Below are 13,371 nucleotides of genomic sequence, written 5' to 3'. Positions count from 1 at the left end.
TACCCCTCGGCGGGTATAAGAATGAGACAAAAATGGGACACTCAAATCATACGCACTAAAAAGGTGTGGCATAGTCGCACAAATCGAATTCGTCATGTAGTGTTTTGCCGATCGATTTTGTAGGAGACGACCTGACACGCGTGCTGCGCTAGAAAACACTACAATCGGGTTCGTCGACGAGATCAAAATCAAACCGGAAAGGTTCGCGAAACGATGGCAAACCTTGTTGAACTCCAATGTGAGGTCGTAGATCGGCTGGGTATCTACCCCTCCTTCTTTTTGGTTGGGCATCAAGATCCCGATATCGTCCAAAACCTTTGGACACAGACTCAGCTTGCGTACTTGGACAATCCGATTCCGGGAGCCTTTAAGGAAAGACTGTTCCTATACCTTTCACGGTACTGCGGACGTCCCTATTGTGTTGCTCGCCACGCAGCTTGGTTGATGGCGAGCCATGCAGCGTCAGAGGACGACGCACAGTTGCTGCGGAGTGCTGAGAGGTTGGTAGACATGTTAGACCGAGCCGCACTCAACCGCGAACAGATGCAGATACATCTCGATCGCCTTCAGCCAGTCTCATCGATCGAATCAACGGATAGGTGGCCGGAAGCTCAATCCGAGGTCGAGGAGAGTGTTTTTGCATGTGCCGTTTCAGTCTTCCGTGGTGACGAAACCTCGACCGCATGTCAAGCGGCGCTGCGTGGATGGCTCCGTCCCCATTGGTTCGAGCGTTTGGTCTTGTTTCTATCGTTCGTGCGGACAGCGCACTTTTGGACGGAAACGCACGAAGGGATAAAGTTAGAAGACGACGCAGAGCAGATGCTCGTTCGTTTTCCCTCGCTCGCGAATTGGTTGTCGTCTTATCAAGACCGAGTGGAACAAGAGTTGTCTCATCACCGCCGAATCGAGCGAGAACGCTTTGAAGCGGAACAGCGGAAGCGTTATCAAGCCATTGCGCAAGAAAGGCTCGTCAAGCAAGAGCGTGAATTTCGGATGCTTGCGGATAACGTTCCTGAACTATTCGCTTACATCAACACCCACAGACGTTTTCGGTTTGCGAATCGGCGTTACGAAGAGGCCTTTCACAAAGCACGCTACGAGATCATTGGAATTCCCGTCGCTCAGGTCCTCGGTGAGGAGGCGTATGATCGAACGATCGCGTCGAGGCTTGAAAGAGCATTGGCGGGGCAACGTGTTGCTTTTGAGGACCAACTGCGATTAGCCGATGGTGTGGATCACTGGATCACCGCAGTCTTTATCCCTGACATCGAAACGGGGCAGACCGTCAACGGGGTTTTCACATTGATGAGTGATATCACGGAACGGCGTGAGCTCGAGAAGCAGGTGCTTGACATTGCAGCCGAGGAGGGGCGACGGATTGGCAATGATCTACATGATGAGATTGGCCAAGAGTTGACAGGACTGTCGATGATCGCTGACACGTTGGTGACTGCGATGACACGCAGCGCGGCGAACGAACTGAAGATTGCTGAGAAAATTGAGGCTGGAATCAAACGAACCTTGGGCCAAGTGCGTCGGTTGGCGCGAGGCATGAACCCGGTTGATGTGGATGCCGAAGGGTTGATGTCGGCGTTGTCGGAGATGTGCAATCGCTTGCAAGAACTCTACGCGGTCCAGTGCTCCTTTGAATGTGTACAGCCCGTGCGGTTGCGAGACAATCAAGTTGCAACACAGATGTATCGGATCGCACAGGAAGCAACCACTAATGCGGTGAAACATGGCAATGCAAAGCGAATTTCCGTTTCGCTTTCTGGCGGTCAGGACAACGCGGTCTTGCGTGTGGTGGATGACGGTGTTGGCATCAGCGACGACGGCGGCAAGTGCAGCGGCATGGGGCTGAAAATCATGCAATATCGAGCGGGAATTGCTGGCGGGGAACTTCGAATTCAACCCGCATCCCACGGCGGCACCGAGGTCACGTGCTTGCTTTCGCCACGGAGTAGTCGCTTCACGTCTAAAGGAAACTTCGATGGCTAGAATTGTGATTGTCGATGACCACCCGTCCACTCGCGATGGGTTGATGACAAGGATCGAACTTGAAAACGATTTGGAGGTTTGCGGCGAGGCCGCGGACGTCGACGAGGCGTTTCAATTGATCCAGCGACTGGCTCCTGACATCGCCATCATCGATGTGTCGCTGAAAACCAGCAATGGCATTGAGTTGATTAAGTTAGTCAAGTCAGCAAAATTGACCACTCGCATGTTGGTTTGGTCCATGTACGAGGATTCGCTCTATGCCGAGCGGGCATTACGCGCGGGCGCGATGGGCTACATCAACAAAGAGAACGTCACGGGAGTGATTATCGATGCGATCCGCAAAGTGCTCAAAGGGGACGTGTTTCTAAGCGCCGAAATGTCGTCCCGAATGCTCAATCGAGTGGTGATGGGTAAGGAAGCCTCGGGAAGTTCGCCGTCCGATGCGCTGTCGGATCGAGAGCTGCAAACCTTTTCGTTGATCGGCCATGGGATGAAGACGGCGGACATTGCCGAAGAGATGGGATTGAGCGTGAAGACGGTGGAGACCTATCGTGCTCGGATCAAAGAGAAGCTAGAACTTGATGATCTCGCTGCCTTGGCGCGAGAAGCCGTCCAGTGGGTCATTGAAAATGGATAGAACATGTCGCCTGAGCCGAGTCAGAACCGGTCCCAATTGATTATTGCCGTCTTAGCCGTGATTGCCATCGTTGCCCACTTGGCTCTTTGGTTTTCAGGTCTTGAGTCGCAGCATGGGGTCAATGCTCCTCTTTACATCGCCCTGCTCTTTGGCGGCATCCCGCTCGTCGGCGAACTGCTTGTGAAGCTGTTTCGTGGTGAATTTGGTTCCGACTTGTTGGCCGGGATTTCCATTGTCACCGCGGTCATCCTAGGCGAATACCTGGCCGGGACCTTGGTGGTGTTGATGCTCTCTGGTGGCGAGGCTCTCGAAGGTTACGCGGTGCAGAGTGCGTCGTCGGTTCTGCAAGCGCTCTCCAAACGCATGCCCTCGGTGGCTCATCGCAAGACGGATTCTCAGGTCGATGACGTGCCGCTTGACGAGCTTCAGGTCGGCGATGTCGTGATTGTCTTCCCGCACGAGGTATGCCCCATCGACGGGACCGTGGTCGATGGTCACGGTGTGATGGACGAGTCTTATTTGACAGGCGAGCCCTACATGATGTCGAAGACCCCGGGGGCGGCAGTGCTCTCGGGTGCAATCAATGGCGAATCGGCATTGACCATTTGCGCAGAGAAGCTGGCGATCGATTCGCGATACGCGCAAATCATGAAGGTCATGCAGTCGTCACAGCAGCAGCGTCCTCGAATTCGGCGTCTTGGCGATCAACTGGGTGCCTACTACACACCAATCGCCGTTTCGATCGCAATCGCCGCTTGGGTATTCAGTGCTGATCCGATTCGTTTCCTGGCAGTCTTGGTCGTCGCGACCCCTTGCCCGTTGCTGATCGCGATTCCTGTTGCGATCATTGGTTCGATTTCCCTTGCTGCGAAACGCGCCATCGTGATTCGTGATCCGTCTGTGTTGGAGAAGCTTGATCAATGTCGAACCGTTATCCTCGATAAAACGGGCACGCTCACTTATGGCCAACCGAAGCTGACTCAAATTTCCAGCGCGGCTGACTTTGACCCCAACGAAGTCTTATCGCTGGTCACCAGCGTGGAACGCTATTCGAAGCACCCCTTAAGCGAAGCGATCATGCAAGCGGGAAAAGATCGCAAGGTCGCTACACGTGAAACGTCGGAGATCAGCGAGAAGCCTGGTCAAGGGCTACGCGGCATGGTTGCAGGAAGGAGCGTTCAGATCACGAATCGAAAATCGCTGATTGCCGAACAGCCCGCCGTTGCGTCGCAGTTGCCGCCACCAAGCGATGGGCTCGAGTGCGTTGTGTTGATCGATAACCGCTATGCCGCAACCTACGGTTTCCGAGACGAACCTCGCAAAGAAGGCGCATCGTTTGTTCAGCACCTCGGTCCACGGCACAGGATCGATCGTGTCATGTTGCTCTCGGGCGACCGTGAAGCGGAGGTTCGCTACCTTGCCGATCGAGTAGGCGTCAGCCAAATCTACGCAGAAAAGACTCCCGAGGAGAAGCTTGAGATTGTGCGGAGCGAAACGGCGGTGGCGGACACGCTGTTCGTCGGTGATGGCATCAACGACGCGCCCGCCTTGATGGCCGCGACCGTAGGGATCGCGTTTGGACAAAACAGTGATGTCACAACGGAAGCCGCTGGCGCGGTGGTCCTCGATTCTTCGCTCCAGAAAGTCGACGAGTTGATGCACATTAGCCGTCGAATGCGCAAGATTGCGCTGCAGAGCGCCGTCGGAGGCATGGCGATCAGTGTGATCGCCATGTTTATCGCCGCGGCCGGCTACTTGCCGCCTGTCGCCGGTGCCATCACGCAAGAAGTGATCGACGTGCTGGCCGTGGTCAACGCCTTGCGCGTTGCGATACCGCCAGAGTCACTTTCGGACTATTAGGCATTGGGCCATCGAGGCGAACATTGGCACCCAACAAAACCGTGCCAATGCGTCACATCGGCGTGAAACAGGGTTTTGAGTGTGATGAAAAACCGGCTGAAGTCATGAACTTCTGTGTTCGCTGGCATTGTCATTGGTTCAGTATTTGTGTTTACTAAGCTCAGCTAGCTGGGCGGCGCTTGATGCCATCTGCCCCATGGTTTCTTGAGTCGTCCGCTAGCCTTTTTTACCACGGTTGCGACAAGGCACCGCGGTTTTGCACCTTTTGGTGAATTGAACTTTTCCCTGATCTTGTTCACAATGCGTTATGCCAGTCAGTAGGGAGATGTGAACTTTCGGGGCTGGGTATTCGTGTCGTCCTCGTCCAAATCAACGACTCCCGCGGCTTGTATCTGCCGAAGCTTTTCTGTCACGATTTTTCAATCACGAGCGTGTTATGACCACTCCACTCCAAGCGATCCGCGATCTGTTGGTCGAAGACCCTCGATATCGAATCGAGGCCTATCAATTTATTCGTGAATCGCTGCATTACGCGCATGAGAACTTCAGCATTGAGGAGGAGGCCGAGAAGGAAGATCGTTTGCGGCGGTCGGCGACGGGGCCAAAGCATGTGACCGGACAACAACTATGCGAAGCGTGTCGTCGGTATGCGATCGACCAGTATGGGTATCTTGCCAAGATGGTTTTATCCAACTGGGGCATCCGATCGACCAGCGACCTTGGGGAATTGGTGTACAATCTGATTCGTATCGAACAAATGCGAAAAAGCGACTCCGATCGCCGCGAGGATTTTAATGATGTCTTTGACTTCGGCGATGCCTTTGAGCCCCAGTTTGAATTGGTACCGCGTGAAGCGGATCAGGCATAGACTCTTTTTTCTGGTTCTTTTCTTCGGGGTGCCCTTTCCTGAGAGCGGATGGGCTCAGCAGTCTGCCGACAATTCGGAGGCGGTCGCCTCAGCCGCCAGTGATCCCGACACCGCTGCTGAAAACAGGCCAGCGGACGAGATGCCGCCTTTGGAAGAAGCGAGGCGGACTTATCTCGACCGAATCGTTGCCCAACCGATGTCCCATCGTGGCGCCTCTTGGCTCGTCCGGCCGAATCGGGATCTAGAAGAAAACGCGACGGAATCGTTGGATCAGTTGCGGCTCATCGAGGGCATGACGGTTTGCGACCTTGGTTGTGGCAACGGCTATTGGACGATCCCGATGGCGAAGGCAGTGGCCGAAACGGGGCAGGTTTTTGCCGTCGACATTCAGCCCGAGATGCTACAGATGCTTCGCGCCCGCGCTGGACGCGAACACCTTCGGAATGTCACGCCAGTTCGTGGGAAGATCAACGACCCGAATCTTGGGGTCAACGAGCTGGACCTCCTCTTGATGGTGGATGTTTACCACGAGTTTTCGCACCCCGAATCGATGCTCTGGCACATTCGCCGCGCCTTGAAACCCGAAGGGGTCATTGCGCTGCTAGAATACCGCGAAGAAGATCGGAATGTACCGATCAAACCGCTGCATAAGATGTCAAAGACTCAAATCATCAAGGAGTACAAGCAGAACCACTTCAAGCTGGTTCGCGAGTACAATAAGCTGCCTTGGCAGCATCTGATGTTTTTTGCGCGTGATGATAGCCCGCTTGCCGAAATCTCTCCTCAACCCACCTCCGCAGTACTGAAAGAGCTCCATGAACGCAACTGATCGAACCGACCCCTCAGTCATGCTTCGGCTTTCGATCATGATGTTTTTTCAGTTCTTCACGTGGGGGGCTTGGTATGTTTCTGCGACGGGTTTCATGCTCCGCGAAGACATCAGCATGGATGGACTGGTTTTCGCGGTTTACTCGGTCGGACCGCTGGCGGCGATCTTCTCGCCGTTCTTTTTGGGCTTGATCGCCGATCGCTACATGCCCACTCAAGTGACTTTGGCGATCCTGTTGGTGATTGGAGGTCTTCTGATCGCAATCGCACCCTCGATGGCGGCCCCGTTCGCTGTGCGGGATGTTTCCCACCAGCACTGGTTACTCGGCCGGTTCAGTACGCTGTGGCAGTCGTTGCACCAGCCTTTTGTACTGACGCTACTTGGCCACATGTTATGCTTCATGCCAACGATTGCATTGACGGCGAGTTTGTCGTTCAAACACTTGAAAAATCCCGAGAAGGAGTTTCCGGTTGTCCGCGTGCTGGGGACGATTGGTTGGATTTGCGGGAACGTGGTCATCAGCATGCTGCCGGGCAAGGACGAGTCCGCAACGCAGTTCTACTTGGCTGGGGGTTGCGCCCTTGGGCTCGGCATTTACTGTTTGACGCTGCCGCATACGCCGCCACCGATGAAGGGCAAACGAGTGACGTTTGCTGAAATCATTGGGTTGGATTCGCTGCGGTTATTTCGCAGTCCCTCGTACACCGTCTTTATCATCGCTTCTTTCTTGATTTGCATCCCCTTGGCAGGCTACTTTGCGTACGCACGTTCCTATGTGGATGCCTCGGGCGTCGTCTTTAATTTGCCCTACAAGATTTTCGACTACGTCGGCAATGGTTCTGCGACGTTCACCATGTCGTTTGGGCAAGTCAGCGAGATCTTCTTCATGTTGGTGATGCCACTTTGTTTTGCTCGTCTGGGAGTCAAGTGGATGTTGGCGGTCGGGATGGGAGCTTGGGTGTTACGTTACGGATTGTTTGCGATGGCAGCGAACCATCAGATTGGGTGGATGATCATTGGCGGCATTTTGTTGCACGGCATCTGTTACGACTTCTTCTTTGTCACCGGGATGATTTACGTGAACAAGAAAACGCCCGCCGCGATTCGCAGCCAGGCTCAGGGTTTCTTGGTGCTCGTCACGCAGGGATTGGGAATGTTTGTCGGCGCCCAAGTTTTTGGCGGTTTGGAAGTTTTTCAAACGACCGATGGAGTTCTCGATTGGCAGGGTTTTTGGATGTATCCCGCGATTTTCGCAGCCTTCGTCATGTTTGGCTTCATCCTGTTGTTTTGGGACAAGGCTCCGACGGTGGACATCGAAGTTGGTGAGGGAGAGCTCGCGGACGCTCCGGCGTCCTAAGGTACTCGTTTTCTCTCGCACCCACTTTTTCAGTTTAGAGCCTGCTTTTGCTTTTAACGTGGCCACGTCGCACTGGACCGTTGTGTGTCTAAGCGACAGATGCTCGCCTGTTTTGATCCTGAAGGGACGTCGATTGTATTACTGAGCGATCACGGGTTGCTAGCAATGGGGACCGAGCCCAGCGAGGGGGAGGGCCGGTATGAACGAATCTCTGCCAGCAAAAGCGGTTGTGCAGTTTAGCGTTCCCCATCCACAGAGATGATAGCGATCGACACAAGTCGCGCTGATGGATTCTGGCCCCCCTCTCCCCGCGTGCTCGCGGGGAGAGGGGGGCCAGAGTCTTGAGTGAAACGGAATTTACAAATTCACTCCAACTTGCCGCACAGGCAGGGCTCGCATCACGCCACGCCACAGGGAGAGGGCCGCCCCAGGGTGCGCCGCTGCGCGTCGACCCTTGGGACCTGGAATCTAACCGCGTCGCGATTAATCGAGTTCCGCAACTTATAAATCGCACGTCCCTCAAGATCAATCACCTACCGTGCTACATCCTGGTATGCCCCAAAGCCAAGCTACGGTGAAGAAGCGGGGAACAGCCGAGCAAACGGTGGGAGTCACTTGCTACTTGCAGGTGATACAAAGGGGTCGGCGTACTTTGGATCCCGCAGCAGGTGTTGGTCGGTGAGCGTCATCAGAAAGGCCTCGAGTGCGTCTTTTTGTGGCGTTGGTAATCCCATGCCGTTGGCCGCAACGTCTTCGAGCTGACCGCCTAAATTCGGGTGGGGGCGAACCGACCAGTTGTAATGCTCGATGACTTGGTACAACGTTTTGAACCGTCCATCATGCATGTAAGGCCCCGTGACTTCGATGTTACGAAGGGATGGTGATTTGAAACGGCCTTGATCCAAGTCAACACCGTTGACGCCACCGACGCCCGGGTCTGCTTGCGGAACGTCGCTATCGATCCCATTGGCGACCGGTGTGACCATATAGAAAAATGCCGACTGCCTCTGCGGCAACACTCCCTTGACGCGATCTGGGGGTATACCGTTACTCATGTGGCAACTTGCACAACGTCCACGGCCGAGAAAGATTGCCTTCCCTTCGTTTTCCTGATCGGTGAAATTTGGGAACGGATCCTCGACGCCTTGGACTTGAGCACGTCCCCAATCGTACTTGGAACGGTACGAGACGATGGAGCGGACGAATTGAGCAAGCGCGCTGGCGATGCGTTCCTGCGAGATTTTTGAATCCTCAAAAGCTGCTTCAACCAAGGGCGGATAAAGCGGGTCGTTGTTCAACTGTTTCACCAAGCCCTCCATCGTATGACCCATTTCGATCGGATCCTCAATGGGCATCAGCACCTGTTGTTCCAGCGTTCTGGCTCGCTCGTCCCAAAAGAACCGGCCACGCTGGTAAAACCTCGAATTCACAAGGCTCATCGAATTCCGCGCCACCAGATCACCGGTATGCCCCACGCTTAACTTGGCATCGTCGGTAAACGCCAGCGACTGTTTATGACAGGAGGCGCAGGAAACCGTCCCGCTCTTCGATAGCGTCTTGTCGTAAAACAGCACTCGCCCCAGCGTTGCTCCTTCGTCGGTCAGCTGGTTTTCCGAAGGGGTGTTATCGAACCGAGGTATCGGTTCCAAGAAGTGCTTCGGCCAATCAATAAGGGTGTAGTTGTACGGCGTCTCCGGCAAGTTCAATGTCCTCGGCGACTCTACGATGCCCTGGACAGCAGCGGCAAACGACAACACGACCGGAAGAACAGCGGTGGGATGGAAAAATGACGGCATGATTTGTCGAAGCCCTAACGAGGCGAGGTGACTCGATGTGTTGGAGTTGGGCGACCAGGGCGAAGCGAATGGGCGATCATGGAATCGAGCGACGCCTGCTCATCCGATGCGATGGTCGTCACGCAATCGCGGCAGGCAACTTCAAGGATTCCCGGATCCATCGCAACTCGCGCGTTGACAATGATTTGAACCACACCAACGGCGGATCGATTTGCTTCCAAGCCGCTCTCCACCGGTGCGAGGTTACTGACCTTGTTTGCAACCGCTTGGGCACCGTCGCCGAGGACCGAAACCTTCAAGTGAGCAATCTGTGCCGTGGTGTCGTCGACAAGACGGCTCGCTATCGATGCAACCAATGAGGTTGCAAGCCTGTCCAAGTCGACCGGGGATTTCGTCGTCAAGGTCGCAGTGAGATTCACCCATCCTAAGTCCGCCTCGCCGTCGGCATAGGTGTCGTAGTCGATGTCCAGTCGCCTTGTACCGGCTGCAAGCGGTGATTCGACATAGCCCATCACTTCGTCAACGCCGGCTCCCGTTTTGGGGCTGATGCAGATCACCGGTACGTTCGGCGCAACACTCGCCAGTGCCTTGCGAAGTGACTCCGTTTGCGACTCGTTCAATTGGTCTTGGCGGCCAATCATCAAGTAGTCGGCTTCTTCGAGTTGCTTGCGGAAAATGTATTCGGCTTGTGGCGAGAACCCGCTTCGCAATTTCGAATCCTCGGCAGCCAAGATCCGCTCGCCATGCGAAGGTTTGAGCAGCACGCCAAAGGGTGCCAACTCAAATCGATCGCCAAGGAGCTGCTGCAGCGGCAGCAACACCGTCGCAACCAAATCCGTACAACTTCCAACGGGCTCGGCGATCAAGACATCTGGGATCTGTTGTTCGCTGAGGTGCTTCGCGGTTTCCACCAAACTATCGAAACTGCAACAAAAGCACGCTCCGGCCACTTCTCCCACGTCAAATCCTTGCGACCTCAGGTTGTTTGTGTCGACCAGGTCTGCCGCTTGATCGTTGGTAATGATCCCCACGCGTTTTCCGGCGGCCGCATACCGTTTTGCCAATTGGGCAATCAGCGTCGTCTTGCCGGCACCAAGGAATCCACCAATGAGTACAAAAAGCGTCTTTTTCATCGTTTTGGTTTTTTGGTTAGGGCGGTTCATGGAAGGGGGGCTCAAAACGACCTTACTTCGGCGGCGTTCGAAATCGCCACCAATAGGCTCCGTCATTGAGGGTCCCCATCGGCCGCCCTCCTACCTTGATCCACCCGGCGGAGCAGCGAACGTAGTACTGCTGATTGGCCTCGAGTTTCGGGAGGGGCCCGAGGTCCAGCACCCGAGATCCTTGCGAGGGATGGTTCTCGTCGGGATCGGCCTGCCACACAGGCGTCGATTCATCGGAGACCGAAAAGACCTCGATCGTTTTGGACTCGGTATTTAGGAAATCAATCGGGAGATCAAAGACCATCCGCATTGTGACGGTGGTTGATTCGGTCACGGAGCCATTATCCGGTGTCACAGAGACAAGGCTCGGACAACTCATTTTGAGTCGATGCCAGCCCCAGCCCGGTTGGCGATTCGATGCGATAGCCCCTGCATCGGGAACATCCGATTCGAATGCGAACTGGCTCCACGCGTTCACCATCGCGGTCAAACGCTCTGGATGCTCGTCCGACAAATCACGGGTTTCACCACGATCCTGAGACAGGTCATACAAGCGCCAAGGGCCGCCGTACAGGCTGACGACTTTCCACTCCTCTTCGATCCAACACCGTGAGAAACTGTAGTGTTCAAACAAGGGAAGTGGAGAGCGCCAGCCATCGGGGTGGAACAGCGGCGCAAGCGTTGATCCAGTCAATAATCGATTGGAATGGCCGGCAAAATCAGAGGGATAATCGATGCCCGCGAGGTCAAGGAAGGTGGGGTACAGATCGGTAATGCTGGCGGCTTGATCCACCGTTTCCCCAGCCGGTCGCTTGATTCCGTCGGGCCAGCGAACGACCATCGGTACGGCAATGCCGCCTTCGTGACAAGCATGTTTGTAAAACCGAAACGGTGTCGCCTTGGCTGCGGCCCAACCGTTGCTGGAACTGGGGTTGTGCCCCGCTTTCCATGGCACTTGATCCTCATCCCGATCGATGGCTCCATTGCTGTAATCGCCACCGTTATCCGACAGAAAAAGAACAAGCGTATTCTGGTCGAGTTCCGAATCCCGCAGAAAGTCTAAGATCTTTCCAACCGACGCGTCGACTTCATCGACCGCCGCCGCGTAGGCAGCCATTCGGCCTGCTTCGACCTCTCGACGATGCGTCGTCAGTTGAGACCAATCGCGAACCTCATTTCCCAACGACGCGACCGGCCAATCGGGATCAACCAATCCCGATTCGATTTGACGCTGGTGGCGTTGTTCACGAATCGCTTGATATCCGTCGAGATAGCGACGCGTGTATTTGCGGACCGTTGCCTCGGGGGCTTGGCAGGGATGGTGTGGGGCGTTGAAGGCGACGTACATGAAAAAGGGTTGCCCGATCCCCTGCGCTTCCTTCATGAATTCGATACTCTTGTCCGCGAACGCATGAGTGGAATAGAAATCGGCGTCAAAGTCGCAAAAGGGCTTATCATCGAGGAACCAGTCGTCGGCTCCAACAAACGAGTCGGTCATGCCGCTGAGAAAGCCAAACGAACGATCGAACAGGTGACGCGATCGCGGATCGGGCGAGCCAGCGTGCCATTTACCGGTCATCATCGTCCGATAGCCAGCGTGTTTCATCAAGATTGGAAGCGGTAGAGCATGCGAATATTGATGCGCGCCTGCTCGATGCATCGGCATTCCGGCAAGCAAGGCGATACGCGAAGTGACACACATCGGCGTTGCACGAAAATGACTGAAGCGCAGTCCTTCGGCAGCCAGTCGGTCGATCGATGGCGTTTCAACCTCACCACCAAAACAACCAAGGTCACTAAAACCAAGATCATCAGCCAACAACAGCAGAATGTTCGGACGCGGTGCAGAGGCGGATGCCGAGGATGTCAGCAACATCATTGAAGTCACTGCGAGGCCCAAGCAAGCAGCAACACGACACATTTTCAAGCGTTTCATGAGCCTGGCCGAGCGAGTTTGAGCGATTCGAGAATGCGGACCACCGTGGATTCGACAGGCTGGTCCGTGATATCGACAATCTTAAAATTGCGTTCGCGATAGAGCTTCTCGGCCAACATCACTTCGCGGATAATGCTCTTCAGATCGGTGTACTTAAACTCCTCTGGACTTGACTTGTCGATCGCCGTGTCAAATCGATTGATCGCCATCCGTCGCGAACGAATTTCATGAAGTCGTTTGGGTTGAATCGTCAATGCCACGGTTTTGGTGCGGTAACTCTTTTTAACTTCCTTGGGAATGCCGCCTTCAATCGTGATCGATACGTTCGCGACCTTGAACCCCAGTTCGCCTAGTGCGATCGAGGTTGGCGTTTTGCTAACTCGGCTTAAGCCAATCAATATAATATCGGCTTCACCCACCGTTTCGAGTCGCCGCGAGTCGTCATGTTGCAAGGTGAACTCAAGCGTGTCGAGCCGGCGAAAGTACTCCTCGTCAATTCGATCCGCAGGTTCGTAGACCGGATCCATTTTCGAATGCTGTGCAACAAACCGAATCACATGATTGGTCAAACTGTATTGGGGAATCTTACGCTGCTCACAAAGTGCTTCGACAATAGCCGTCATCTCAGGATCGAGCAAAGCATGGAAGACCCACAAATTTTCGCCCTTGGCCTTTTTGAGAATCGCCTCGATCTGCTGAATCGAATCGACAAAGGTGTGAGTGACGACCTTGACCTCTAAATCGGGAAACTGAGCGATCGCGGACTCGATCACTTGATTTGCGAGGCTTCCGCTCGCAGCGGACAGCAAGTGCAACGTAATGGGGGCCTCTTTCTTCATCGGCCCCCGTTTGCCTTGGCTTTTCTTCTTCATACTGTGCTACTTCATTCAGGTAGGCTTTCAAGTACACCTTGCCCAAAATCATAAC

General features: G+C 54.6%; 10 protein-coding genes. 6 read left to right on the top strand and 4 right to left on the bottom strand.

Features of this window, described 5'->3' with window-relative positions:
• The first annotated feature begins 213 nt into the window (after positions 1–213).
• The 6 genes from Poly41_RS03570 to Poly41_RS03545 all read left to right on the top strand — a co-directional run bounded on the left by Poly41_RS03570 (position 214) and on the right by Poly41_RS03545 (position 7,549).
• Positions 214–1,998, top strand: a complete 1,785-nt coding sequence (locus Poly41_RS03570) for a PAS domain-containing sensor histidine kinase (RefSeq protein WP_146524512.1) — start codon at positions 214–216, stop codon at positions 1,996–1,998.
• The gene (locus Poly41_RS03565) at positions 1,991–2,635 is read left to right on the top strand and encodes a response regulator transcription factor (protein WP_146524511.1); all 645 of its coding nucleotides are present in this window, start codon (positions 1,991–1,993) and stop codon (positions 2,633–2,635) included. Before Poly41_RS03570 ends, Poly41_RS03565 begins: the two co-directional genes overlap by 8 nt.
• Positions 2,636–2,638: 3 nt before the next feature.
• Positions 2,639–4,495 (top strand): heavy metal translocating P-type ATPase, encoded by a 1,857-nt coding sequence (locus tag Poly41_RS03560; protein WP_146524510.1) that lies wholly within the window; start codon positions 2,639–2,641, stop codon positions 4,493–4,495.
• 436 nt (positions 4,496–4,931) lie between these two features.
• Entirely contained in the window at positions 4,932–5,363 is a 432-nt protein-coding gene (locus tag Poly41_RS03555) for a Minf_1886 family protein (RefSeq protein ID WP_146524509.1), read from the top strand.
• A 28-nt stretch (positions 5,364–5,391) separates the two neighbouring features.
• Positions 5,392–6,192, top strand: coding sequence for a class I SAM-dependent methyltransferase (locus Poly41_RS03550; protein ID WP_231615367.1), 801 nt, complete (start codon positions 5,392–5,394; stop codon positions 6,190–6,192).
• Positions 6,179–7,549, top strand: coding sequence for an MFS transporter (locus Poly41_RS03545; protein WP_197231039.1), 1,371 nt, complete (start codon positions 6,179–6,181; stop codon positions 7,547–7,549). The genes Poly41_RS03550 and Poly41_RS03545 overlap by 14 nt, the downstream gene beginning before the upstream one ends.
• A 611-nt stretch (positions 7,550–8,160) precedes the next feature.
• Here the strand turns inward: Poly41_RS03545 and Poly41_RS03540 are convergent.
• From Poly41_RS03540 to Poly41_RS03525, 4 genes are read right to left on the bottom strand one after another with little or no spacing between them, the layout of a single operon-like run.
• Positions 8,161–9,345: a cytochrome-c peroxidase gene (locus tag Poly41_RS03540; RefSeq protein WP_146524507.1), complete on the bottom strand. Its 1,185-nt coding sequence runs from the start codon at positions 9,343–9,345 to the stop codon at positions 8,161–8,163.
• A gap of 14 nt (positions 9,346–9,359) precedes the next feature.
• Entirely contained in the window at positions 9,360–10,478 is a 1,119-nt protein-coding gene (locus Poly41_RS03535) for a GTP-binding protein (RefSeq protein WP_146524506.1), read from the bottom strand.
• 52 nt (positions 10,479–10,530) lie between these two features.
• The gene (locus tag Poly41_RS03530) at positions 10,531–12,444 is read right to left on the bottom strand and encodes a sulfatase-like hydrolase/transferase (RefSeq protein WP_231615366.1); all 1,914 of its coding nucleotides are present in this window, start codon (positions 12,442–12,444) and stop codon (positions 10,531–10,533) included.
• Positions 12,441–13,316 carry a kinase/pyrophosphorylase gene (locus Poly41_RS03525; protein WP_146524505.1) on the bottom strand — a complete coding sequence of 292 codons (876 nt, stop codon included), beginning with the start codon at positions 13,314–13,316 and terminating at the stop codon, positions 12,441–12,443. Before Poly41_RS03525 ends, Poly41_RS03530 begins: the two co-directional genes overlap by 4 nt.
• Positions 13,317–13,371: the final 55 nt, after the last annotated feature.

The sequence above is a fragment of the Novipirellula artificiosorum genome, from assembly GCF_007860135.1.
In the GTDB taxonomy this organism is placed as follows: domain Bacteria; phylum Planctomycetota; class Planctomycetia; order Pirellulales; family Pirellulaceae; genus Novipirellula_A; species Novipirellula_A artificiosorum.
The sequence above is the reverse complement of the archived record's forward strand: the minus strand, read 5'-3'. Positions and strand labels throughout refer to the sequence as shown.

Coding starts and splice junctions, on each gene's coding strand:
- Poly41_RS03570 (WP_146524512.1), top strand. CDS start 214: ATGGCAAACCTTGTTGAACTCCAATGTGAGGTCGTAGATCGGCTGGGT.
- Poly41_RS03565 (WP_146524511.1), top strand. CDS start 1,991: ATGGCTAGAATTGTGATTGTCGATGACCACCCGTCCACTCGCGATGGG.
- Poly41_RS03560 (WP_146524510.1), top strand. CDS start 2,639: ATGTCGCCTGAGCCGAGTCAGAACCGGTCCCAATTGATTATTGCCGTC.
- Poly41_RS03555 (WP_146524509.1), top strand. CDS start 4,932: ATGACCACTCCACTCCAAGCGATCCGCGATCTGTTGGTCGAAGACCCT.
- Poly41_RS03545 (WP_197231039.1), top strand. CDS start 6,179: ATGAACGCAACTGATCGAACCGACCCCTCAGTCATGCTTCGGCTTTCG.
- Poly41_RS03540 (WP_146524507.1), bottom strand. CDS start 9,345: ATGCCGTCATTTTTCCATCCCACCGCTGTTCTTCCGGTCGTGTTGTCG.
- Poly41_RS03535 (WP_146524506.1), bottom strand. CDS start 10,478: ATGAAAAAGACGCTTTTTGTACTCATTGGTGGATTCCTTGGTGCCGGC.
- Poly41_RS03530 (WP_231615366.1), bottom strand. CDS start 12,444: ATGAAACGCTTGAAAATGTGTCGTGTTGCTGCTTGCTTGGGCCTCGCA.
- Poly41_RS03525 (WP_146524505.1), bottom strand. CDS start 13,316: ATGAAGAAGAAAAGCCAAGGCAAACGGGGGCCGATGAAGAAAGAGGCC.